Annotated in this window: 21 protein-coding genes and 1 tRNA gene; 11 read left to right on the top strand and 11 right to left on the bottom strand. The window is 65.7% G+C overall.

Annotation, left to right across the window (positions count from 1 at the left end; translation table 11 throughout):
• Positions 1-27: 27 nt before the first annotated feature.
• From G3574_RS07085 to mutL, 4 genes are all read right to left on the bottom strand, one after another.
• Positions 28-104 (bottom strand) — tRNA-Met (locus G3574_RS07085).
• 38 nt (positions 105-142) lie between these two features.
• A complete protein-coding gene (miaA, locus tag G3574_RS07090; RefSeq protein ID WP_163961662.1) occupies positions 143-1,114 on the bottom strand; it encodes a tRNA (adenosine(37)-N6)-dimethylallyltransferase MiaA in 972 nt (323 codons plus the stop codon).
• 2 nt (positions 1,115-1,116) lie between these two features.
• On the bottom strand, positions 1,117-2,340 hold the full coding sequence (locus G3574_RS07095) for a multidrug effflux MFS transporter (protein ID WP_163961465.1): 1,224 nt from the start codon (positions 2,338-2,340) through the stop codon (positions 1,117-1,119).
• Between the two features lies 1 nt (position 2,341).
• A complete protein-coding gene (mutL, locus tag G3574_RS07100; protein WP_163961468.1) occupies positions 2,342-4,261 on the bottom strand; it encodes a DNA mismatch repair endonuclease MutL in 1,920 nt (639 codons plus the stop codon).
• A 133-nt stretch (positions 4,262-4,394) separates the two neighbouring features.
• On the opposite strand from mutL, the gene G3574_RS07105 reads away from it, so the two are divergent.
• Positions 4,395-5,051, top strand: coding sequence for a VTT domain-containing protein (locus tag G3574_RS07105; RefSeq protein ID WP_163961470.1), 657 nt, complete (start codon positions 4,395-4,397; stop codon positions 5,049-5,051).
• Positions 5,052-5,444: 393 nt separating this feature from the next.
• Here the strand turns inward: G3574_RS07105 and G3574_RS07110 are convergent, their stop codons facing one another.
• The 4 genes from G3574_RS07110 to tsaE all read right to left on the bottom strand — a co-directional run bounded on the left by G3574_RS07110 (position 5,445) and on the right by tsaE (position 9,803).
• Positions 5,445-7,091: a methyl-accepting chemotaxis protein gene (locus G3574_RS07110; protein WP_163961472.1), complete on the bottom strand. Its 1,647-nt coding sequence runs from the start codon at positions 7,089-7,091 to the stop codon at positions 5,445-5,447.
• Positions 7,092-7,182: 91 nt separating this feature from the next.
• On the bottom strand, positions 7,183-7,695 hold the full coding sequence (locus G3574_RS07115) for a chemotaxis protein CheW (RefSeq protein ID WP_163961663.1): 513 nt from the start codon (positions 7,693-7,695) through the stop codon (positions 7,183-7,185).
• A gap of 213 nt (positions 7,696-7,908) precedes the next feature.
• Positions 7,909-9,327, bottom strand: a complete 1,419-nt coding sequence (locus tag G3574_RS07120; RefSeq protein ID WP_163961474.1) for an N-acetylmuramoyl-L-alanine amidase — start codon at positions 9,325-9,327, stop codon at positions 7,909-7,911.
• Positions 9,282-9,803 carry a tRNA (adenosine(37)-N6)-threonylcarbamoyltransferase complex ATPase subunit type 1 TsaE gene (gene tsaE / locus G3574_RS07125; RefSeq protein ID WP_163961476.1) on the bottom strand — a complete coding sequence of 174 codons (522 nt, stop codon included), beginning with the start codon at positions 9,801-9,803 and terminating at the stop codon, positions 9,282-9,284. Before tsaE ends, G3574_RS07120 begins: the two co-directional genes overlap by 46 nt.
• A gap of 37 nt (positions 9,804-9,840) precedes the next feature.
• On the opposite strand from tsaE, the gene queG reads away from it, so the two are divergent.
• The 5 genes from queG to G3574_RS07150 all read left to right on the top strand — a co-directional run bounded on the left by queG (position 9,841) and on the right by G3574_RS07150 (position 14,577).
• Positions 9,841-10,956, top strand: coding sequence for a tRNA epoxyqueuosine(34) reductase QueG (gene queG / locus G3574_RS07130; RefSeq protein WP_163961478.1), 1,116 nt, complete (start codon positions 9,841-9,843; stop codon positions 10,954-10,956).
• An 87-nt stretch (positions 10,957-11,043) separates the two neighbouring features.
• The gene (locus tag G3574_RS07135; RefSeq protein WP_163961480.1) at positions 11,044-12,099 is read left to right on the top strand and encodes a cytochrome-c peroxidase; all 1,056 of its coding nucleotides are present in this window, start codon (positions 11,044-11,046) and stop codon (positions 12,097-12,099) included.
• 30 nt (positions 12,100-12,129) lie between these two features.
• Positions 12,130-12,450, top strand: a complete 321-nt coding sequence (locus G3574_RS07140) for a plastocyanin/azurin family copper-binding protein (protein ID WP_205609687.1) — start codon at positions 12,130-12,132, stop codon at positions 12,448-12,450.
• Positions 12,447-12,860 (top strand): c-type cytochrome, encoded by a 414-nt coding sequence (locus G3574_RS07145; protein ID WP_205609688.1) that lies wholly within the window; start codon positions 12,447-12,449, stop codon positions 12,858-12,860. The genes G3574_RS07140 and G3574_RS07145 overlap by 4 nt, the downstream gene beginning before the upstream one ends.
• 28 nt (positions 12,861-12,888) lie before the next feature.
• Positions 12,889-14,577 carry a methyl-accepting chemotaxis protein gene (locus tag G3574_RS07150; protein WP_163961481.1) on the top strand — a complete coding sequence of 563 codons (1,689 nt, stop codon included), beginning with the start codon at positions 12,889-12,891 and terminating at the stop codon, positions 14,575-14,577.
• Between the two features lie 32 nt (positions 14,578-14,609).
• Here the strand turns inward: G3574_RS07150 and G3574_RS07155 are convergent, their stop codons facing one another.
• From G3574_RS07155 to G3574_RS07165, 3 genes are all read right to left on the bottom strand, one after another.
• Positions 14,610-15,500, bottom strand: coding sequence for an AEC family transporter (locus G3574_RS07155; protein WP_163961483.1), 891 nt, complete (start codon positions 15,498-15,500; stop codon positions 14,610-14,612).
• Between the two features lie 5 nt (positions 15,501-15,505).
• Positions 15,506-16,096, bottom strand: coding sequence for a response regulator transcription factor (locus tag G3574_RS07160; RefSeq protein ID WP_163961485.1), 591 nt, complete (start codon positions 16,094-16,096; stop codon positions 15,506-15,508).
• A gap of 88 nt (positions 16,097-16,184) precedes the next feature.
• Positions 16,185-18,248, bottom strand: a complete 2,064-nt coding sequence (locus G3574_RS07165; RefSeq protein WP_163961487.1) for a sensor histidine kinase — start codon at positions 18,246-18,248, stop codon at positions 16,185-16,187.
• Positions 18,249-18,401: 153 nt separating this feature from the next.
• On the opposite strand from G3574_RS07165, the gene G3574_RS07170 reads away from it, so the two are divergent.
• The 5 genes from G3574_RS07170 to G3574_RS07190 all read left to right on the top strand — a co-directional run bounded on the left by G3574_RS07170 (position 18,402) and on the right by G3574_RS07190 (position 23,730).
• The gene (locus G3574_RS07170) at positions 18,402-19,418 is read left to right on the top strand and encodes a TRAP transporter substrate-binding protein (protein ID WP_163961489.1); all 1,017 of its coding nucleotides are present in this window, start codon (positions 18,402-18,404) and stop codon (positions 19,416-19,418) included.
• Between the two features lie 82 nt (positions 19,419-19,500).
• Positions 19,501-20,145: a TRAP transporter small permease gene (locus tag G3574_RS07175; RefSeq protein ID WP_163961491.1), complete on the top strand. Its 645-nt coding sequence runs from the start codon at positions 19,501-19,503 to the stop codon at positions 20,143-20,145.
• On the top strand, positions 20,142-21,530 hold the full coding sequence (locus G3574_RS07180; protein ID WP_163961493.1) for a TRAP transporter large permease: 1,389 nt from the start codon (positions 20,142-20,144) through the stop codon (positions 21,528-21,530). Before G3574_RS07175 ends, G3574_RS07180 begins: the two co-directional genes overlap by 4 nt.
• Before the next feature lie 144 nt (positions 21,531-21,674).
• The gene (locus tag G3574_RS07185; protein ID WP_163961495.1) at positions 21,675-23,078 is read left to right on the top strand and encodes an alpha/beta hydrolase; all 1,404 of its coding nucleotides are present in this window, start codon (positions 21,675-21,677) and stop codon (positions 23,076-23,078) included.
• Between the two features lie 181 nt (positions 23,079-23,259).
• Positions 23,260-23,730: a tripartite tricarboxylate transporter TctB family protein gene (locus G3574_RS07190; RefSeq protein ID WP_163961497.1), complete on the top strand. Its 471-nt coding sequence runs from the start codon at positions 23,260-23,262 to the stop codon at positions 23,728-23,730.
• The last annotated feature ends 15 nt before the right edge of the window (positions 23,731-23,745 follow it).

Genomic DNA, 23,745 nt, shown 5'->3' on the forward strand with positions numbered 1-23,745 from the left:
CTTGAAAAGAATGACGGCGTTGAATCTTGGTGGTGATAGGTGGACTTGAACCACCGACCCCAGCATTATGAGTGCTGTGCTCTAACCAACTGAGCTATATCACCAAAAGAGCCCTCGATTATGGCCGGGCCAGTTATGGCTGTCAAGATGTTTTCGGCGCGAAAGCCTGGGCCGGCAGGCCTTCCCTTGCGAGGCGAAAGACATGTCCGGGCGCGTCGGGCGACAGGCAATCGATGACGTGCCGGTCCGGCATGCTGCGCAGCCAGGTCAGTTGGCGCTTTGCCAGCTGGCGGGTGGCGGCGATGCCTTTCTCGCGCAAGGCCGCGAGATCGAACGCGCCGTCGAGGTATTCCCATGCCTGGCGGTAACCCACGCAGCGCATGGACGGCATGCCAAGGTCGAGGTCGCCGCGCGCGCGGAGGCGGCGTACTTCGTCGAGCAAAGCGCCGCCGGCCAGCATCGCGTCGAAGCGGTCGGCGATGCGCGCGTGCAGCACCGCGCGATTGGACGGCTCGAGGGAGAGGAAGAGCACATCGAAGGGCAGTTCCGGCTTGTGCGCCTTCGCGATGAGTTGCGACATCGGCGTGCCGGTCAGCTCATGGATTTCGAGGGCGCGCTGGATGCGCTGGCTGTCGTTGGGCTTGAGGCGGGCGGCGGTGTCCGGGTCGATGCCGGCCAGGCGCGCATGCAGGCCGGGAACGCCGATGCGGGCGGCTTCGTCGTCGAGCCGCGCCCGCACCTCGGGGTCGGCCTCCGGCAAGGCATCGAGGCCGTCGCGCAGGACCTTGAAATACAGCATGGTGCCGCCGACCAGCAGCGGCAGGCGGCCCCGGGCGGCGATCTCGCCGACGAGGCGGATGGCGTCCTGGCGAAACTGCATCGCGGAGTAGGCTTCGGCCGGATCGAGGATGTCTATCAGGTGGTGCGGCACGGCGGCAAGTTCTTCGCTGCTGGGCTTGGCGGTACCGACGTCCATGCCGCGGTAGACCAGGGCGGAATCGACTGACACGATTTCCGAAGGAATCCGGCTGGCCACGGACAGCGCCGCCGCCGTCTTGCCAGATGCGGTGGGACCCATGATGGCAACCGCGAAGGGCTTGCCGCTGGAAGACATGATCATGCCGCCGGCTCCGTGCCGGGGATCAGGCGCACCGCCAGGAAGATCAGCATGCCCAGGGTGCAGGAAATCAGCGCCAGCGGATAGAGCGTGCCATTGTGGGTGGCGCCGACCACCGTGCCCACCAGGAAGGCGATCGCCATGTAGAGCGCGCCCATCACGCCGGCGGCGGTGCCGGCCTGCTGCGGGAAGGGCGTCACCGCGCCGGACTGCGCCACCGGGAAATTGATGCCGTGCGCGCCCATGGTCAGGAACATCGCCGCCAGCACCAGCGCCCAGTGCGCGACCCCAGCCGCCGCCAGCGCCAGGAACAGGGCGCCGGTCGCGAGGGCGAGGCCGCTGCCCAGCTTGAAGGCGCGGCGCATGCCGATGCGCGGCAGCAGGCGGCGGCAGAGCAGCGTCCCGCCCATGTAGCCGGATACGCCGAACGAAAAGCAGTAGCCGAAGATTTCCGTCGGCACCTGCAGCACCTTGATCAGCACCACCGACGATCCGGAAATGAATGAAAAGATGGCGCCGTACGACAGCGCGCCCGGCAAGGCATGGGCCCAGAAGTCGCGCGACCCCAGCACGAGGCGGTAGTTTGCCATCAAGCCGGAGATTTCCGTCGCCCGCCGGTCGCGATGCAGGTTGGTTTCGGGCAGCCACATCACGGTGACGGCCAGGGCCAGGGCGGACACCATGCCGAGCGCGACGAAGGCGGCGCGCCAGCCGGCGTTCACCTGGAGGTAGGAACCGACGATCGGCCCGATGAGCGGCGCCAGAGATAGCCAGGAACTTGCGCGCGCCACCACCCGCGCGCCATGCGCCGGCGCCCAGGCATCGCGCACGATGGCCCGCGCCATGATCACCGCCGCGCAGCAGCCGAGCGCCTGCAGGAAGCGCGCGGCAATGAGCATCCTGATGGAAGGCGAGAGCGCGCAGAGGGCGCTGGCAAAGACGTAAAGCACCAGGCCGGCGATCACCACCGGCCGCCGGCCGAACCGGTCGGACAGCGGGCCGATGACCAGTTGCGCCCCGCCGAATCCGGCGACGAACAGCGACAGCGTAAGCTGCACCGTCGAGGCGGGAACGCCGAAGCCGCTGGCCAGGCCGGGCAGGGAGGCAAGGTAGAGGTCGGTCGACAGCGGCTGCAGCATCAGGTAGCCGATGACCAGCGCCAGCAGCGGCGCGTGCGCGAAATGGGCGTGCGGCCGCACGTCGGCCGCCATGGAATGGCTCATGTCACTGCCCGCGCAGGAAGAGTTTGTCGAGATCGCCCAGGGCGAGCTGGATCCAGGTCGGCCGGCCATGGTTGCACTGGTCGGCGCGCTCGGTCGCTTCCATCTGGCGCAGCAAGGCATTCATTTCCGGCATGGTGAGGCTGCGGTTGGCGCGCACCGCCGTGTGGCAGGCCAGCGTGCCGAGCAATGCGTTGCGGCTTTCCACCAGCACCCGCGAGCCGCCGAATTCGCGGATGTCGCGCAGCACGTCGCGCGCCAGCGACTGCGCATCGGCATTGCGCAGCAGCGCCGGCACCGAGCGCACCGCCAGCGTGGTCGGCGACAGGGCGGTGATGTCGAAACCCAGCGACTGCAGGATGTCGCGGCTTTCCTCCACGGTGCCCACCTCGACCGCGTCGGCATGGAAGGTGACCGGGATCAGCAGCGGCTGCACCTGGATCGCGTTTTCGTCGAGCGCGTTCTTGAGCTGTTCGTAGAGGATGCGCTCGTGCGCGGCATGCATGTCCACCAGCACGAGGCCCTTGCGGTTCTGCGACAGGATGTAGATGCCATGCAACTGGGCGAGGGCGAAGCCAAGGGGAAATTCGTCGTCGGACGCCGCCGGCGTCGCCGGTGCGGCAGTCGCGGGCCCGCTGCCCGGCATGGCGCCGGAGAATGTTGCGCCCGGTCCCGTCGCAGCGCCGCTGTCGCGTGCCTCGAACACCGAGGCCGAGCTGCCGGACGCGCCGGCGAACAGCGCGCCGTAGTCGCCGATGCGTTGCGTGACGCCGCCGCCGGCGTTGCCGAAGCCGCTTGACGCCGGGCCGAACTGCGCGCCGAAGCTGGCCTGCTTTTGTTCCCGTACCCAAGGCAACACGCCAGCGCCCGCCCCGGCCATCACCGGCGCGGGCGCATCGCCGTGCGCGGTTGCCGAGGTCTGGGCCAGCGCCCGGCTGACCGCGTGGAACACGAATTGATGCACCGCACGGCTGTCGCGGAAGCGCACCTCGATCTTGGAAGGATGCACGTTCACGTCCACCAGCGCCGGATCGAGGTCGAGCGACAGCACGTAGGACGGATAGCGGTCGCCGTGCAGCACGTCCTGGTAGGCGCTGCGCACCGCGTGGGTCAGCAGCTTGTCGCGCACGAAGCGACCGTTGACGTAAAAGTACTGGCCGTCGGCCCGCGCTTTGGCGGCGGTCGGCAGGCCGACGAAGCCGTGCAGGCGCAGCACGCCGGACGCCTCGTCCAGCGGCAGGCGGGCATTGGCGAACTCGCCGCCGAGAACCTGGGCGCAGCGCTTGTCGATCTCGCCGGTGTTCCAGTGATCGACCGTCTTGCCGTTGTGCGTCAGGGAAAAGGTCACGTCCGGACGCGACAGGGCGATGCGGCGAACCACCTCGGCGCAATGGCCGAATTCGGTCTGCTCGGATTTCAGGAACTTGCGGCGTGCCGGCGTGTTGAAATACAGGTCGCGCACGTCGACCGTGGTGCCGGGCGCGCCCGAGGACGGCGTAACCTGGCCGCGCTTGTCGCCGCTGATCTCCCAGGCATGCGGTTCCTGCGCGGTGCGAGAGGCCAGGGTGACGTAGGCGACCGATGCGATCGACGCCAGCGCTTCGCCGCGGAAACCCAAGGTCAGGACGTTTTCCAGGTCGGCCAGCGAGGCGATCTTGGACGTGGCGTGGCGCTCAAGGGCGAGCGGCATCTGGTCGGGCGGAATGCCCCGGCCATTGTCGGTGATGGCGATGCGCTTGACCCCGCCTTCCTCCAGTCGGACGGTGACCTGGGTGGCGCCGGCGTCGAGCGCGTTCTCCAGTAATTCCTTGACCACGGCGGATGGCCGGTCGACCACCTCGCCGGCGGCGATCTGGGATATCAGCTGGTCGGGCAGGGCCTGGATGGGGCGCGGGGACGACAGGGAGGGAGAGGGCGCGTTCATCCCGAAATTATAGCCTTCATGGCATGCGCCGGCCTCGCCGGGAAGGCCGGGTTTCTTCCTGGAATTTGCGCCATTTCGCTTCCCCGCGGCAGGCTCTGGTGTATGATGCGGCCGCACTGTGACGGGAGTCAGAATGGAATTCATGCAGTTCTTCGACATGATCTTGCATGTCGATAAATACTTGGGACAGGTGATCTCGCAATACGGCACCATGGTGTACATCGTGCTGTTCGCGATCGTCTTCTGCGAAACCGGCCTGGTGGTGCTGCCTTTCCTGCCCGGCGATACCCTGCTGTTCATCGGTGGCGCCTTCTGCGCGACCGGCGCGATGAACGAATGGCTGCTGGTCGCCCTGCTCATCTTCGCCGCCGTGTCCGGCAATACCGTCAACTACCTGATCGGCCGGGCGCTGGGTCACCGCGTTTTCACCCACGATTACCGCTGGCTCGACAAGGCCGCGCTGCAAAAGACGCATGCCTTCTATGAAAACCACGGCGGCAAGACCATCATCCTTGCGCGCTTCGTTCCCATCGTGCGTACCTTTGCGCCTTTCGTTGCCGGCGTGTCGGACATGACCTGGGCGAAGTTCCAGCTTTTCAACGTGGTCGGCGCGGTGCTGTGGGTTGCCGGCCTGGTGGCGGCGGGCTACTTCTTCGGCAATATCCCGATGATCCGGGATCATCTCAACACCATCGTGCTGCTGGGCGTGGGGGCGGCGGTGATTCCGCTTGCGCTGGGCGGGTTGTGGAAGGTGGGGAGGAAGGTGCTGGGGGTGGGGTCGGGGTCTTGAGTGGCCTCTGTTACGCCTGACCTTCTCCGTCGTCCCTGCAACGCTCAGTCATCCGGGTCACCCCCTGTCATCCCCGCGCAGGCGGGGATCCCATTTCTACGTCAATGGCGTGTGTCTCTCCGGTGACCCGGGTGCGTCTCCCACTCCGTTGGGACTTGCCGGGGCTGGTCCCGGCGGCCCAGGTACTTTCTTTATCAGCAGACCCTAGGCGGGCCCTACGAAAGTACCCAAAGAAAGCTGCTTCCACCCCCATGTGGGAGTTACTTCGGGTGACCTTGTTCGATTGTTTGAGGGGATGCCGTTCGCCACGGTAGTTATCACCTGAGAACGATTTGGTGGCTCGGCCTCCTGCCGCACCGGCATGGCCCGAGTCTGTCCCGACCAAGGGGAGCACTAGGCTCTACTCCTGTCATTCCCGCTCGCCTTCGGCTTCGGTCCTGCCACGGCCAACCTGGGAGCAGCCGACGTGGCCGTCGCCCGGGACTGCATCATTTCCGGCGACAACCTGAACGCCGCCACCGCCTGCGACAGGGTCTGCGCCTGGTCCTGCATGCTCTGCGCGGCCGCGGCGGCCTGTTCCACCAGCGCGGCGTTCTGCTGCGTCATCTCGTCCATCTGCGTGATTGCCATGTTCACCTGCTCGATGCCCGCGCTCTGCTCGGTGCTGGCGGCGGTGATCTCGCCCATGATGTCGGCCACGTGCTTGACCGAGGCCACGATGTCGTCCATCGTCTTGCCGGCTTCGTTGACCAGCTTGCCGCCGGCATCCACCTTCTCCACCGAGTCCGAGATCAGCGCCTTGATTTCCTTGGCCGCGCTGGCGCTGCGCTGCGCGAGATTGCGCACTTCGGCGGCCACCACCGCGAAGCCGCGGCCCTGTTCGCCGGCGCGGGCGGCTTCCACCGCCGCGTTCAGCGCGAGGATGTTGGTCTGGAAGGCGATGCCGTCGATGACGGTGATGATGTCGACGATCTTGCGCGAGCTGTCCTTGATCGCGCCCATCGTGCCCACCACTTCGCTGACCACCGCGCCGCCCTTGACGGCATGCTCGGAGGCGGAAACGACGAGCTGGTTGGCCTGCCGGGCATTCTCGGCGTTTTGCTTCACCGTCGAGGTGAGCTCTTCCATCGAGGACGCGGTTTCTTCGAGCGAACTCGCTTGCGATTCCGTGCGCGACGAGAGGTCGGCGTTGCCGTTGGCGATTTCGCGCGAGGCAGTGCCGATGGTGTCTGTGCCGACGCGCACGTGCGCCACCGTGCGGGCGAGGCTGTCGTTCATGTCGTGCAGGGCTTGCAGCAATTGCCCGGTTTCATCGCGCGCGGAAGCCGTGATGCGCGAACTCAGGTCGCCATCGGCGACGCGCCGGGCCAGGCCGACGGCGTCGTTCAGGGGCGCCACGATGCTGCGCGTGATCAGGGCGACGCCCACGCCGGTGAGCAGGCAGGCGACGACGGTCAGGAAGATCGTCATGTTGCGCATGCTGGCGCTGTCTTCGGCCGCCTGCTCATCCGCCTGCCTGACGCCGTCCGCCTGTAACTTGATCATTTCCTTCATCGCGGTCATCAGCTTGAGCTGGTCGTCGCGCACGGTGGACAGCAGGAAGATCACCGCCTCGTCGCGTTTGCCGTCGGCGGCCATCTTCAGGAACTGCATCTGCGAGGCGCGGAAACGTTCCCGGGCGTCGAGTACCAGCTTGAGCTGGGACGTCTCCTGCTCGCCTTGCACCGCCTTGCCCAGCTGGTCCAGCTTGGCGCCGATCTCCGAGCGCAGGGCTTCGAGGCGCGCCAGTTCCTTCTTGATGAATTCGGCGTCGCTGGACAGGATGGAGTTGCGCAGCGTGCGCGCCACCTCGTTGACGCGGTCGAGCGTCTCGTAAGCCAGCAGCACCTTCGGCACCTTGTCCGTCGCAAGCGCATGCGTGTGGCTGCTCAGGCGCTGCATGGTCATGATCGCCGCCACGGACAGCACGATCATCATCAGGATGGCAATGGCGTTGCCCAGGGCGAGACGGGTGCCGATTTTCAACTGGCGCAGGAACATGGAGACTCCGGGGCGAGGGTGAGCGAAGCCCTGTCCCGGCGCATGGACGGGTTGCGGGCAAGGAAGCGTGCAGGCCGCGGTCAGGCGGCGGTCAGGCGGCGGCCTGCGAGGCGGCGTCGACCAGTCCCATCTCGGAGCTCGACATCAGCATGTCGATGTCCACCAGGATCAGCATGCGCTCGTCGAGCGTGCCCAGGCCGATCAGGTAATCGGTATTGAGCGCGGTGCCCATTTCCGGCGCCGGCTTGATCTGGTCGGAGGAAAGCGTGATCACGTCCGACACGCTGTCGACCACCATGCCGACCACGCGGCCGTTGATGTTCAGGATGATGACCACGGTGAACTGGTCGTAGGTCGGTTCGCCGAGGCGGAAGCGGATGCGCATGTCCACGATCGGCACGATGATGCCGCGCAGGTTGACCACGCCCTTGATGAAGTCCGGCGCGTTGGCGATGCGGGTGACGGTTTCGTAGCCGCGCAGTTCCTGCACCTTCAGGATCTGGATGCCGTATTCCTCGCGGCCCAGGGTGAAGGCGAGATATTCATGGGTGGTGGAATCCTTGGTGCCCAGGCTAAGGTCGGCGCTGGAGGCGGAAGCTTGCATCATCTCTCGTCCTTTCGGGATGGCGGCACTTCGCAGGGCGCGGCAGGCAGGCAGGATGAACCGCGCGGTCCGGCATGGAGGGTATTTATTTCCACGTCGCAACTACAGATTAGCAGACTGTCAGGCCGAATGCGACAGAAAACACGAGCCGAATTGGCGCGTCCCCGACCGGCCCGGCAGCCGCGGGGGACACGGCTGCCCTGATATCGGGAATCAGGTCATGCGGTTCTTCGACAGCGGCGGATTCCTGGAAAAATACTTGCGGATGCCCTTGAGGACGGCGTCGGCCATCTGGTCCTGGTAGGCGTCGTCGCTGAGCTTGGCCTCTTCCTCCGGGTTGGAGATGAAGGCGGTCTCGATCAGGATGCTGGGAATGTCGGGCGCCTTGAGCACGGCGAACCCGGCCTGTTCCACCGCGCCCTTGTGCAGGCGGTTGATGCCGCCGATCTCGCCCAGCACCGCCTTGGCCAGCTTCAGGCTGTCATTGATCTGGGCGGTGGTCGAGAGGTCGAGCAGCACGCTGGCGAGCTGCCGGTCGTGCGTCTTGATGTTGACGCCGCCGATCAGGTCGGCAGCGTTCTCCTTGTTGGCAAGCCAGCGCGCGGCTGTCGAGGACGCGCCTTTTTCGGACAGCACGAACACCGACGAGCCGCGGGCGGTGGTTTCCACGAAGGCATCCGCATGGATGGAGACGAACAGGTCGGCCTGCACCTTGCGCGCCTTCTGCACGCGCACGTGCAGCGGCACGAAGTAATCGGCGTCGCGCGTCAGCAGCACCCGCATGTTGGGCTGCTGTTCGATCCTGGCCTTCAGGCGCTTGGCGATCGCCAGCACCACGTCCTTCTCGCGGCTGCCGCCGCGTCCCACGGCGCCCGGGTCCTCGCCGCCATGGCCCGGGTCGAGCGCGATGGTGATCATGCGGTTGACGACCTGCTTCTCCTCGAGGCCGGGCGTGTCGGTCTTCGCCGGCTGCACCGGCTGCCCGGGCTGGTGGGACGGTGGCAACGACGAGGTTGATGGCGCCGACGGCGTTTCCAGCGGCGAGGGTTGCGGCGGCCGGGTCTCGAGACGCAGTTCCGGCTTGGCCTCCGCCAGCGGCGGGACGTCGCCGGCCTTGTCGCGCGACCATTCACCCTTCTGGATCAGGGCCGCGATCGGATCGGGCGGATTCACCGGGTAAAGATCGAAGATCAGGCGGTGGCGGTAGTCGCCGACCGGGGGCAGGGTGAACAACTGGGGATTGACCTCTTCCTTGAGGTCGAACACCAGGCGCACCACGTTCGGCCGGTTCTGGCCGACGCGCACCTGGCGGATGTAGGGGTCGTTGGACTGGATCTTGGCAACGAGCTGCTTGAGAGTAGGATTGAGCTCGATGCCTTCGATGTCCACCACCAGGCGTTCCGGATCCTTGACGATGAAATGGCTGGTCTTGAGGTTGGAATCGTTTTCCAGCGTGACCCGGGTGTAGTCGTCCGCCGGCCAGACGCGGACGGCGAGGATCTGCGCCGCCCGCGCCGGCAGGGCCGACATGACGGACAGCAGCAGGGTGCCGCCGGCCTTGAGGACGGTGCGGCGGGAACGGGATTTTACGGGGTGGGCGGAGTGAGCGCCGCAGTCAGTCGGTTCAAGCATTGCATGCCTTGGTCGGAAAGCGCCTGCAATTCTATCTCACGCCCTTGTCCGGCAATGCTTAGAAGAATCATGATGTCGGGGGATGGCAACACCGGCCCCGCTTTTTCCGGCCACTCGACGATGCAGATGGTGTCGTTGCCGAAGTATTCACGGAAGCCGGCATCGAGGAATTCCTCCGGACTGGCGAGGCGATACAGGTCGAAGTGAACAACGTCGACCCGTTGATTCCCGATGACAACGGAATACGGTTCGGCAAGAGTATAGGTGGGGCTCCTGACCGGGCCGCGGTGGCCGGCAGCCTGCAGCATGGCGCGGGTGAGCGCGGTCTTGCCCGCGCCGAGGTTGCCGCGCAGCTGGATGTGCAGGCCCGGCGCGAGGGCGCGCGCGAACGCGGCGCCGAACGCGACGGTGTCGGCTTCCGCCGGCAAGTGGAACTGCAGATGAGGGGCCTGCAAATGAGTCTGGTTGGGCTGCATCTCTTAAAATGGCGGTTTTGACGACGCGCTGCTTGGAATGATGCTCGATGATGAAAAACTGGCCACGCTGGCCCTCGCCATCAAGGCCTGGGGCCGGGAGCTTGGCTTCGCCGGCATCGGCATCGCCGGCATCGACCTGTCGGATGCCGAGCCCGGGCTGCAAGCCTGGCTGGATGCCGGCCATCATGGCGAGATGGATTATATGGCAGCTCACGGCCTCAAGCGCGCCCGCCCGGCAGAGCTGGTGCCCGGCACCATGCGGGTGATCACTGCCAGGATGAATTACCTGCCCCGGGACGCCGGCCCCGACTGGCGCGAACGGGAACGGGACCGCGCCGCCGCCCCCGGCGAAGCGGTGATCTCGATCTATGCCCGCGGGCGCGATTACCACAAGGTGCTCCGCACCCGGCTGCAGCGCCTGGCCGACCGCATCCGCGCCGAGATCGGCGAGTTCGGCTACCGCGCCTTCACCGATTCCGCGCCGGTGATGGAAGCCGAACTGGCGGAGCGTTCCGGCATCGGCTGGCGCGGCAAGCATACCTTGCTGCTCCACCGCGAGGCCGGCTCCCTGTTCTTCCTCGGCGAGATCCTGACCGACCTGCCGCTTCCGGTGGACCCGCCCGCGACGCGCCATTGCGGCCAGTGCACCGCCTGCATCGATGTCTGCCCGACCCAGGCCATCCTCGGCCCGTACCGGCTCGACGCCCGGCGCTGCATTTCCTACCTCACGATCGAACTCAAGGGCAGCATCCCGCCGGAGTTCCGGCCGATGATCGGCAACCGGGTCTACGGCTGCGACGACTGCCAGCTCGCCTGCCCCTGGAACAAGTTCGCCCAGGCCGCCGGCGTGGACGACTTCGCGGTGCGCAACGGCCTCGACCAGGCGTCGATGACAACCTTGTTCCAGTGGGACGAAGACGAATTCAACCGCCGGCTGGAAGGAAGCCCGATCCGGCGCATCGGCCATGAGCGCTGGCTGCGCAATCTCGCGGTCGGGCTCGGCAATGCCTTGCGCCAGGCCGGCGAACCGGCGCTGGCCGACGCCATCCGGACGGCGCTGCAGGCGCGCGCCGGGCATCCATCAGCGCTGGTGCGCGAGCACGTGCAATGGGCGCTGGAGCAGGAAGGACAAGGCGCGCCAGCCGGCGCCTGAATCCATTAGCCTCGATTAATTCTTGTCCCGCCGCGCCGGGTCAATTGGCAACATCGCTGCAATTCGTAACCCGTTGAGCGATCTGCCATGAAGTCGATCAGATACCTTTCCCTCGTCAAAACCGCGATCACCGCCATCGGGCTTGCCTGCACGGCCATCGTTGCCGGCGCGGCCGATGACTCCCTCAAGCCGACCAGGGAAGACCGGAAATGGCTGATGCCCAGGACGCCGCCCGCGCCGGCCGACAACCAGCCCAACGCCGCCCGCGTCGCGCTCGGCAAGGCCCTGTTCTTCGATACGCGCCTTTCCGCCGACGGCAACATGGCGTGCGCGAGCTGCCACAACCCCATGTACGGCTGGTCCGACGGGCTGGGCACCGCGCGCGGCAACAAGAGCAAGGTGCTGGGCCGGGCCTCGCCGACCATCGTCAACGCCGCCTACAACAGCATCCAGATGTGGGACGGCCGCAAGGCATCGCTGGAAGACCAGGCCATGGGACCGATGGAATCGGCCGACGAAATGGCGGCCGACATCGAAGCCATGTTCAAGTGGCTCAACGGCGAGCCTGCCTACAAGGCGATGTTTGCCAAGGCCTACCCCCGGGAAGCCATCGACGCCAAGACCCTGTCCAAGGCGATCGCGTCCTTCGAGCGCACGGTGGTGTCGACTACCTCGCCCTTCGACCGCTGGGTCGCCGGCGACGCGCGGGCCATGACAAAGCAGCAGGTGCTCGGCTTCCGCCTGTTCAGCGATCCGGCCAAGGGCAACTGCGCTTCCTGCCACCAGGCGCCCAACTTCACTGACAACGGCTTCCACAACATCGGCCTGGCTTCCTACGGCGACGGCCACGGCGACGCCGGACGCTTCGCCATCAAGCCGCTGCCTTCCATGCGCGGCGCCTTCAAGACCCCGACGCTGCGCGACGTGGCGCTGACCGGTCCGTATTTCCACGATGGTTCGGCAAAGACGCTTGCCGACGTCATGGAGCATTACCGGCGCGGCGGCCACAACAAGCTCGACCTGTCGCCCAACGTCCGCCCGCTGGCGCTGAGCGACGATGAATCCGCGGCAATCGTCGCCTTCATGGAAGCGCTCACCAGCAAGCCGAAGGCGGTGACGCTGCCGCGGCTGCCAGCCTATTGACCGTTCACCCGCTCCGAATCGAGGATCACCATGAAATCCATGCTCTTCGCCATGCTGTCCGCCGCGCTCCTGGTCTCGCTGGGCGCCCGCGCCGCGGACCTGGAAATCATCCAGAAGGACAAGAAGTTTTCCCAGAAATCGGCCTCGGTCAAGGTCGGCGACGTCATCAGCTTCAAGAACGAAGACCCTTACGTTCACAACATCTTCTCCCTGTCCGACACGAAGATGTTCGACCTGGGTTCCTATACCCAGGGCCAGGCAAAGAAGGTCAGCTTCGACAAGCCCGGGACGGTGGAAATCGAATGCGCCATCCACCCCGACATGAAGATGACGGTCGAGGTCAAGAAGTGAGGCGGATCGCCGGCCTGGCCCTGGCTGGCATGGTCGTCACGTACGGCTTCTGCGGCTGGCCGGCGCCGGCGCTGGCCAGCGAGGAGTCCTCCGCCGTCATGCCGAAGGACAGCCTGGAAACCTCGGTTCACCGGGGAGGCATCGTGTTCCAGCATTACTGCGCGCAGTGCCATGGCGTGAAGGGCGACGGCAAGGGCCGTATGGCGAGGCTCTACGATCCGCGTCCGGCCAACCTCATGGAAAGCGACAAGAACGACGACTACAAGCAACTGATCATCCGCCTGGGCGGCAAGGCGATAGGGCGCTCGGAATTCATGCCGCCCTGGGGCGCGGAACTGACCGACGAGCAGACAGCGGACGTGGTCGCCTATCTGCGGTCCATCCACGTCGATGCCCATTCCGCCCAATAGAACGAGCGCCCCACAGAACGAGGTTGCCATGCGATTTCCCCGACTCAGCATCCGCGCGAAACTGGCCATCGGCTTCGGCGCGATCGTGGTGCTCATTCTCGCCATGCTGGCCGCCGCGATATTCAATTTCTCGCGGTTCCAGCGCGCCAACGAATTGAACACGCTTTCCTACCGCACCATGGAAGAAACCCATGGCCTGCTTGAAAGCCTCAACGGCATACAGACCGGCGAGCGCGGTTTCGCGCTGACCGGCATGGAAGGCTACCTCGCTCCCGCCGAACGCGGCAAGTCGTCATTCGACCGGCGCATGGCGCGCGCCATGCAGCTGACCGCGGCCAACGCGGAACAGCAGGGTCGCCTGCAGCAGCTCGAACAGGCGGAAAAGCAATGGCTGAAGTTGGCCATCGAACCGGTGCTGAAGATGCGCAAGGGCGTCACCGCCGGCGCGATCCAGATGGATTCCCTGGTGCAGTTCGAACAGGGCGGGCGCGGCGAGGAACTGATGACCGACATGCGCAAGATGCTCGACGAAATCAATGCCGTGGAAGCCGCATCGCGCGAGACCCGTTCGCGGGAAGCCGATGTCCTGCAGGGCGCCACCGAGGTGATCCTCATCGGCGGCGGCGTGCTGGTGGCGGCGATGGCATCCATCATCGCCATGGTCCTGATCCGCAGCATCGTGAAGCCGCTGGCGCAGGCGGTTCGCGTTGCCGAAACCGTCGCCGCGGGCGACCTGTCCAGCCACATCGAGGTCGGCACCGGCGGCGAGACCGGCCAGCTCCTGTCCGCCCTGAAGAACATGCACGACGGCCTGGAAGACATCGTCGAGCGCGTGCGCACCGGCACCGACGCGATCTCCATCGCCGCCACGGAAATCGCCGATGGCAACAGCAATCTGTCGGCCCGCACCGAGACCCAGTCCACCTCGCTCGAAAAAACCTCGGCGGCCATCGGCGTCCTGACCGAGGCGGTGCACAAGAACGCCGACAATGCGCAGCAGGCCAATACCCTGGCGAGCTCCGCCTGCGGCCAGGCGCGAAACGCCGGCGACGTGGTGCGCAAGGTGGTCGACAACATGGCCTCGATCCGCGACAGTTCGCGCAAGATCACCGACATCATCGCCGTGATCGACGGCATCGCCTTCCAGACGAACATCCTGGCGCTCAACGCCGCCGTCGAGGCGGCCCGCGCCGGCGAGCAGGGACGCGGCTTTGCCGTGGTGGCCGCCGAAGTGCGCAACCTGTCGCAACGCTCGGTCACGGCGGCCAAGGAAATCAAGGCGCTGATCACCGATTCGGTCAGCAACGTCGATGCCGGCAGCGCCCTGGTCGACGAGGCGGGCAAGGTCATGGGCGAAGTCGTTTCCTCGGTCATGCATGTCGCCGGCATCATGGGCGACATCGCTTCCGCCAGCGAGGAACAGCGGTCCGGCATCGACAACGTGAGGCAGGCCATCGGCATGATGGATGGCATGACGCAGCAGAACGCGGCGCTGGTGGAAGAAGCCGCGGCCGCGGCGATGAGCATGCGCGAGCAGGCGGCAACGTTGAGCGCCGCGGTGCGGGCCTTTACCTTGTCCGGGGATGCCGGGGCGGAAGGCGGCGGGAGCAGGGAAGGCTTGGCACCGGGGGAAGCGCCCGCGCGCATCTTGCGCGGCATGCCGGAACCGGAGGCTGCCCGGCCGGCCGCCATGTTGCGCCTGGTCGGACGAGGCTAGGGCAAGTCTAAGCCAAGGCTAGGGCAAGGCGGTCAGCCCGCGAGCGCCATCCATATCGGCACGGTGACGATCGAAATCACCGTGCCGGCGGAAATCAGGAACGCGACATACGGGCCGTTTCCTCCCATCCGGGCCGCCAGCACGTAGGCGCTGGACGCGGTCGGCAGGGCGCAGAACGCGGCGACGATGCGCAGTTGCAGCATCGGCAGGCCGGCCCAGCGCGCCAGCGCGAGGCCGATGGCGGGCACCAGCAACAGTTTCACCACCAGGAACCAGGCGGCAAGAGGCTTGGATTCCTGCAGGCCCGACAGGCGCAGGCCTGCGCCGACCGCGATCAGGCCGAGGGCGATCGATGCGCTGCCCATGCGCGACAGCGTCGCGCCGACTACTTCCGGCACATGCAATCCCGCGATGTTGAACGCCATGCCGCTCGCCGTTGCCACCAGCAGGGGATTCTTCATGAGTTCCTTGAGCAGGCCGCCGCTGCGGTGAACGAGCGCATGCACGGCGGCCGTGTTACAGAGGGGCACGGCGAAGCCGATGATCAGCGCCATCAGGCTGGTGCCCGCGTCGCCGGCCAGCCGCGAGGCGACCGCCAGGCCGATGTACGAATTGAACCGGAACGCGGTCTGGACGCCGGACTCGAACACCATCGGCCCCGCGCGAAGCAAGGGCTTGCCCAGCCATCCCAGCGCGATGCCGGCGACCGTGGCGCCGAGGGCGACCTCCAGCATCCGGCTGGTGCTGCCGAAATCAAGCGGCGTGCGGGCGGTGGAGTAGAACAGCAGCGCCGGGAACAGGAAGTAGTAGATCAGCTTTTCCAGGCCCGCCCAGAACGGCGTTCCCCAGTCGGTGAACCGCACCAGCAGGAAACCCAGCAGAATCAGGGCGAAGTCGGGAAGCAGGATGGTGGCGACGGTCATGGCGCTTACTTCAGCAGGCGAGCGAGTTCGACCGCGGTCTTCACGTTCATCTTGTCGAAGATGTGAGCGCGGTGGACCTCGACGGTGCGCATGCTGATGCCGAGCTCGTCGGCGATCACCTTGTTCATCTTGCCTGCCAGGATCAGGTCGAGCACTTCCCGCTCGCGGGTGGACAGCGTGGCGAGGCGGGATTCGACTTCCGCCATCGCGCCGGCATCGCGCGACGCCGCGAGGGCTTCCTCGACGCGGTCCATGAGCTTGTTGTCGTTGAAGGGTTTTTCGCAGAAGTCGAAGGCGCCGCGCTTGAGCGCATCGACCGCCATCGGCACGTCGCCGTGGCCGGTCAGGAAGATCACCGGCACGCGCCGCGTCAGGCCGCGGCCGGCAAGCGCATCGAACAGCGCGACACCGTTCATGTCAGGCATGCGCACGTCGAGCAGCAGGCAGTCGCCTTGCGGATCGAATTTTTCCAGGCCGTCGAGCATGGCCAGGAAGGCGCCGGCGCTGTCGTATCCTGCCGCCGTCATGCCCCTCGTCCGCGCCAGCCATGCCAGGGCATCCCGGATCACTTCTTCGTCATCGACTATGTGCAGCATCGCGTCTCCGTGGGACGGCGTCGCGCCGGCGGCCGTCCCGTTGTCATGTTTCCTGCAGCGATTATAGGCGATGCCGCCAAGGCAATCGTTACCTGGCCGCCGGCGCGGCGGCAGTGCCTGCCTCGCTGGTTCCGGCGCTGGCCTCTTCCGTGCCGGCACGCAGGGCGAATCGGAAGATCGTGCCGCCCCCCGGGTTCGGCGCGTGCACCAGCTTGCTGCCATGGAATTCGATGGCGGACCGGCAGATGTTCAGGCCCATGCCCATGCCTTCCGCCTTGGTGGAAAAGAAGGGAGAGAACAGCCGCTCGGCCACTTCCTCGGGAATGCCGTGGCCCTGGTCGGCAACCGAGACCAGCACGCCGGTCGAGCCGGGCTGCGGATCGGGTTCGGCGGCGATGCGCAGGACGCGGCGCGCGGGGTCGGTGTTCTGCATCGACTCGATGCCGTTGCGCGTGAGGTTCAGCAAGACCTGCTCCAGCATCACGCGGTCGGCGAGGACGGGCGGCAACCCGGGCGCGATCTGGACCTGGATGCTCACGAAATATTGGCGTGCCTGCAGTTCCACCAGGGGCAGGACGCTGCCGATGAGGTCCTGTACCTCGACCGCTTCGCGCCGCGGCTCGCGCCGCTTGACGAAGGTATGCACGCTGCGGATGATGTGGCCGGCCCGCTGGGCCTGGGTGGCGGCCCGTTCCAGCGCCGGCGTGAGCAGTTCCGCGTCGATGGCGGTGCCGCGTTCCTGCGACTGCCGGATGAGGTTGAGCGCGCCGGTGGCATAGCTGGAAATCGCCGCCAGCGGCTGGTTGAGTTCGTGCGCCAGCGTCGATGCCAGTTCGCCCATCGTTGCCAGGCGGGCGCTGGACTGGAGCTTTTCCTGCTGCCGGCGGTTCAGGTCTTCCACCCTCTTGCGGTCGGAAATGTCGAGGATGGAACCCATCCAGCCGGTCTGCTTGCCGGTCTCGTCCACCAGCGGCGATTCGAAGATCAGCACCGGGAAGCGCTCGCCGCTGGCGCGCTGGAAGATGGTCTCGAATTGCGGCGACACGGTGCCCGCCAGCACGCTGGCGAAGCGCTGCTGGTATTCATCCATCGCCTCGGGCGCCCAGTAGGGCATCGGCGGCAGCTTGCCGACCAGCGACTCGGCAGGCAGGCCGACCATCTGGCAGAACGCCGGGTTGACGTAGGTGATGCGGCCTTCGAGGTCGCGGGCGCGCAGGCCGGTGATCAGCGAGTTTTCCATGGCCGAGCGGAACGCGACCTGGCGGCGCAGCGCGCCCTCGGCCGCAAGCCGGCGCGTGATGTCGCGCCACAGCGCCCACAGGCTCCACAGCAGGCCGAGCGACAGGGCGATCACCGAGCCGACCAGCAGGCTGGGCATCAGCTTCGGGGCGCTCTTCACGCTGTTGGTCGCCAGGTTCAGGGTCACGCCCGGCAGGTCGAGCGGATGCCGGTGGGTGTATACGCCGCGGCCGGGGCCGCCCGCGGCCCGCTTGTCGATGACGCGGTCGTACAGGTCGGTCAGGACGATTTCATTGTCCTGCGCGAACCACCAGGGAATCAGTTCCGACAGGATGTTGGCGACGGAATAGCTCGCCACGAGGCTGCCCACGTACTGGTTCCCGGTGAACAGCGGCACGTGGTAGTCGAGCAGCATCGGCGCCGACTGGCCGGGCGGCGGCGCGGGCATCGCATAGACCGGCGCGCGCGACAGCTTGACGACGATGGCCGCCTCGCGCGACGGCTCGGACAATTCCTGCAGGCTGGTGAGGGCATCGTCGGTCGACATCGCCATGCTGCCGTCGGCATGCAGCTGGATGATGCGGACGAATTCGTGGTTGTTGCGCAACAGCGCCTGCATGCGGTCGCGCAGGCGCGGGCCGGCGAGATAGCCGGCGCCGACCTCGCCCGCCATCTGGCGCAGGCTTTCCTCGTTGCGCCCCAGCTGGTAGCGGATGGTCTGCTCCACCCACAAGGTGTCGGCGATGAGCTGCTCCTGCCGCTCGTTCGATTCCATGCGCTGCGACTGCCAGGGCAGCCAGAGCATGATGAACAGGAAAAGCAGGACCAGAAGGATGGGCAGCAGCCAGCGCCAGGCGGGGCGGCGGCCGGACGGCAGTAAACCGAAGGGCGTGGATGGGGGCAGGGGAGTCATTCCCTTGAGTGTAGAACATTCGGCCTGCCGGCTGGGTCGCCGGAAAGGCGGGGGATATTGTGGTTAACCACAGTTGCTGCCTGAGGAGGGCTTGTCCAGAATGGTAACGTTGCAGTAAACCATTGCAAATTCAACAATAACCCAGGAGACAGCATGAAATTGAAGACCCTTGCCTTCGTCTTTTCCGCGGCCGCCATCGTCGGCGGCTACAGCGCCAGCGCATTCGCGCAGGCCCCCATCGTCATCAAGTTCAGCCACGTGGTGGCGGCCGACACGCCGAAAGGCAAGGCAGCGGATCGCTTCAAGGAGCTGGCCGAGAAAGCCACCAATGGCCGCGTCAAGGTGGAAATCTACGCCAATAGCACGCTGTACAAGGACAAGGAAGAACTCGAGGCCCTGCAGCTCGGCGCGGTGCAGATGCTCGCCCCCTCGCTGGCCAAGTTCGGCCCGCTGGGCGTGAAGGAATTCGAAGTCTTCGACTTGCCCTATATCTTCCCCAGCAAGGACGTGCTCTATCGCGTCACCGAAGGCCCGATCGGTCAAGGCCTGATGAAGAAGCTGGAGCCCAAGGGCATCATCGGCCTGGCGTATTGGGACAACGGCTTCAAGGTCATGTCCGCCAACAAGCCGCTGCATCACCCTGCCGACTTCAAGGGCCTGAAGATGCGCATCCAGTCTTCCAAGGTGCTCGACGCCCAGATGCGCCAGCTCGGCGCCAACCCGCAGGTGATGGCGTTCTCCGAGGTGTACCAGGCGCTGCAGACCGGCGTGGTCGACGGCACCGAGAATCCGCCGTCCAACCTCTATACCCAGAAGATGCACGAGGTGCAGAAGCACGTCACGCTCTCCAACCATGGCTACCTCGGCTATGCGGTGATCGTGAACAAGAAGTTCTGGGACGGCCTGCCGGCCGACATCCGCAAGGCGCTCGATGGCGCGATGAAGGATGCGACCAAGTATGCCAACGCCATCTCCCAACAGGAAAACGACCGCGCGCTCGATGCCGTGCGCAAGTCAGGCAAGACCGAGATCTATTCGCTGAACGACAAGGAGCTCGGCGAATGGCGCAAGTCCCTGCTGCCGGTGCAGACTTCCATGGCGGGCCGCATCGGCCCCGACCTCGTCAATGCGATCAACAAGGAATCGCAGGCCCTCGGATACAAGCAGTAATCGATGTGGCGCTGACAGCGATTGCGGCGTCCGGTGCATGCTTCCGGACGCCCGGCTTCCAACCTTTGCAAGGTCGACTTCCATGAAAATCCTGGATCATCTCGAGGAGTGGATCATTTCCTTCCTCATGGGCGGGGCCACCCTGCTCATCTTCTTTTCGGTGCTGCATCGCTACGGCACCGGTTTCGCCATTCCCGGCGTGCAGGACTGGCTGCTTTCGCTGAACTTCAGCTGGGCGCAAGAGCTGTGCATCATCATGTTCGTCTGGATGGCCAAGTTCGGCGCGGCCTACGGCGTGCGCGCCGGCGTGCACGTCGGCGTGGACGTGCTGGTCAACCGCCTGCCCGAGGAATGGCGCAAGATCACGGTGATGGTTGCGCTGCTGTGCGGCATCCTGTTCACCGGCGTCATCGGCACGCTCGGCCTGACCTTCATCTGGGAAAACGGCATGCACTATGCCCTGTTCCATCTGCTTGGCGTGCCCACCGGCGACCTGCCCGAAGGACCGACGACGCCCGACCTCGAATGGCCGACCTGGTTCGTCTATTCCGCCGTGCCCATGGGATCCTACCTGATGTGCTTCCGCTTCCTCCAGGTGACCTGGCGCTTCCTGAAGACCGGCGAAGTGCCGCACCATGACCATGCCCATGTCGAAGGCATCGAAGACGACATCATGCCGGAGCTGCAAGTGCCCGGCAAAGCCATCGCACAGGGAGGCGCACGATGAGCACCGCGACGATTTCCGGGCTTGACGCCTGGAGCAAGAAGAAATCCGGCATCTGGCTGGCGATCATCGCCGCCATCCTGGTCGGCGTGTGCGTGGCCGGCGGCAACGTCGGCATCGTGTTCGCGCTGCTGATCGCGCTCATGCTCACCGGCATCCCGGTGTCAATCGCGCTCGGCCTGACGGTGCTGATGTTCCTGTTCCTGCTGACCAACGTGCCCATCGAGGCCGTGGCGCTGAAGCTGTTTACCGGCATCGAGAAGTTCGAGATCATGGCGATCCCGTTCTTCATCCTGGCCGGCAACTTCCTCACGCATGGCGGCGTGGCCAAGCGCATGATCGCCTTCGCCACCAGCATGATCGGCCACTGGCATGGCGGCCTCGCCTTGGCGGGCATCTTGTCCTGCGCGATGTTCGCGCTGGTCTGCGGCTCGAGCGTCGCGACGGTGGTGGCCATCGGTTCCATCATCCTGCCGGCGATGGTCAAGCAAGGGTATCCGAAGCAGTTCGGCGCCGGCGTCATCATCACCGCCGGTTCGCTCGGCATCCTGATGCTGCCATCGATTCCGAAGGTGATCTACGCGATTTCCACCAACACCTCCATCGGCGCGCTGTTCGTGGCAGGCCTGTTCCCGGGCATGCTGCTGACCGCCATGCTGTGCGGCACTACCTGGTTCCTGGCGAAGAAGAATAACTACCCGCGCATGCCGAAAGCAAGCTGGGGGCAGCGCTGGAAAGCCTTCCGTGAAAGCATCTGGGGCCTGATGCTGGTGGTGATCATCATCGGCGGCATCTATTCGGGCGTGTTCACCGCCACCGAGGCGGCGGCCATGAGCGCGGTGTATGCCTTCTTCATCTCGAACTTCGTCTACAAGGACATGTCGATCAAGGAAACGCCGAAGGTGCTGCTGAATTCGGCGAGCATGAGCGCGATGCTGCTATACATCATCACCAATGCCGTGCTGTTCTCTTTCCTGATGACCCACGAAGACATCCCCAAGCTGATGGCGGACTGGATCCTCAACAAGGATCTCGGCCAGGCCGGCTTCCTGTTCTTCACCAACATCCTGCTCCTGCTCGCAGGCAATGTGATGGAGCCGTCGTCGATCATCTTGGTGCTGGCGCCTATTCTCCATCCCGCCGCGATCCGCTTGGGCATCGACTCGGTCCACTTCGGCATTCTCATCGACGCCAACATGGAAGTCGGCCTGTGCCATCCGCCGGTTGGCCTCAACCTGTACGTCGCCAGCGGTATCTCGAAGATGAGCATCACCGAGCTGACGGTTGCTGTCATGCCCTGGCTGCTGACCATGATCGTCTTCCTGGTGATCGTGACCTACTGGCCCGGTCTGTCGCTGTGGCTGCCAAGAGCGATGGGAATGATGTAGCGCGAGTCGCCAACCCGAAGGGACGCCATCCGATGCGTCCCTTTCTTTTTCAATGCCTTTTGCGCAAGCTGGCAACGGCGGGTTCGCCGGGGGGCGTTCCGCCTTCGCATGCCAAGCCTGCAAGCCACATCGAAGAACGAAGCCATGAATCCATTCCTCCGCGCAGGCGTACCTGCCGCACTTTCCCGCGCGCCTTCACTGGCGCGCTCCTTACCGCTTGCCATCGCCGGCACGGCCATCGTAGCCGTGCTGGCGGGCTGCGCGCAATTGCCAAGCATGCCCGGCATGTCCGACGCAGCCCGGCCCGCGCCTGAACTCACGCCTTGCCCCGTCGACCTGAGCGGTCTCGCCAAGTGCTATACCGGCCGCGACGACAACGGCGCCCAGTACTGGATCGCCATTCCGCACCAATGGAACAAGACCCTGATCATGCATGCGCATGGCGGTCCGCGCCTGTCGCCGATTTCGCGCGACAGCAACCTCGAAGACCTCGAGCGCTTCTCGGTGAACGTCCGGCAGGGCTATGCCTGGGCCGGCTCCAGCTACCGCCGGCCGGGCTATGGCGTGCGCATGGCGGCCGAGGACACCGAAAACCTGCGCAAGATCTTCATCCAGGCCTTCGGCAAGCCGAAGTACACCATCCTGCACGGCCAGTCCTGGGGCGGCAACGTCGCCGCGAAGGGCATCGAGCTGTATGCCGCCAATTACGACGGCCTGGTCCTGACCAACGGCATGCTGGCCGGCGGCACGAAGAACTACCTGCACCGGGCCGACCTGCGCGCCGTGTACGAGCAGGTCTGCAAGAACCATCCGCGCCCGGACGAGCCTGCCTATCCGCTGTGGATGGGCCTGCCCGCCGGCACGAAGATGACCGGCAAGGAACTCGAGGAGCGGGTCAACGAATGCACCGGCGTGCGCCTCAAGCCCGATCAGCGCAGCGCCCAGCAGAAGCGCAATCTCGCCGACATCCTCGGCGTGGTCCACGTGCCCGAGCGCACCCTGGTATCGCATCTCAGCTGGGCCACCTTCATGTTCCGCGACCTGACCCAGCGCGTGCTCGAGAACCGCAGCCCGTTCACCAACAAGGACGTGGTCTACCGCGGATCGGGCGACGATGCGGCGCTCAACCGCGGCGTGATGCGTTTCGAGGCCGATCCGGTTGCGGTCGAGCGCCTCGCATACGACTCCGACATGAGCGGCGACCTGCGCGTGCCGGCGATCAGCATGCATGCGATCAACGATCCGACGGCGATGGTGGAGTACGAAGCCGAATACCGCGACGTCGTGGCGCGCAAGGGCGCGCAGGACAAGCTGCTGCAGGTATTCACGACCGAGAAGGAACACAGCAAGCTGGCCGACGCGGAATACGCGGCGGTGTTCGACACGCTGATGGACTGGGTGCGCAACGGCAAGCGGCCCGCGGTAGCCGACGTCGCGGCGCGCTGCCAGCAGGAGTCGCAGCGTTTCGCCGGTGGCTGCCACGTGGAGCCGGGCTTCGTTCCGCAGCCGCTGTTCAGCCGCGTGCCGCGGCGCGACGGCAAGGGTTGAACGGCGGGGCCGGCGTCGTCGCGGATGGCAGGGGCGGACAGGCATAACTTTGCGGCCGCGCCACTTGCCGGTCCGGGAATCCGCTAAGATGTTCCTTCAATAATAATTCCGGCGCTCATGCCGGGAAGGCCGCCGGTCAGGAAGCGGCCTCCCGGCCGGGCCATGGAGAGAAGGAGGCAACGTGCGCGCCCTGATCCGCAATCCCAAGGACTTCTGGTCCGGCCTGATTTTCATCGTCAGCGGCCTCGCCGCCATCCTGCTCATCCAGGAACATCCCATGGGGTCCGCGGGCCGCATGGGTCCCGCCTATTTTCCGACGGTGCTCGGCGCGCTGCTGGCCTTGATTGGCGGCATCGCGGTGCTGCGCTCCTTCTTCAGCGACGGCGAGCCGGTGGAAGCCTTCAAGCTGCGCGGCGGCTTTCTCATCCTCCTCTCCACGGTGTTGTTCGGACTGCTGCTGCGGCCGGCGGGCCTGTTCATCGCCATCGCCGTGCTGGTGATGATCAGCGGCATGGCCAGCAGCCATTTCCGCTGGAAGCCGTTTCTCAGCGTGGCGCTCCTGCTGGCCTTCTTCAGCGTGCTGGTATTCGTGCTCGGCCTCAAGCTGCCGATCCCTATCCTCGGCAGCTGGTTCGGCAGCCTGGCGAGCTGAGGGGATCACATGGAC

This window comes from Noviherbaspirillum galbum (assembly GCF_010974945.1).
Taxonomy (GTDB): Bacteria; Pseudomonadota; Gammaproteobacteria; order Burkholderiales; family Burkholderiaceae_D; genus Noviherbaspirillum; species Noviherbaspirillum galbum.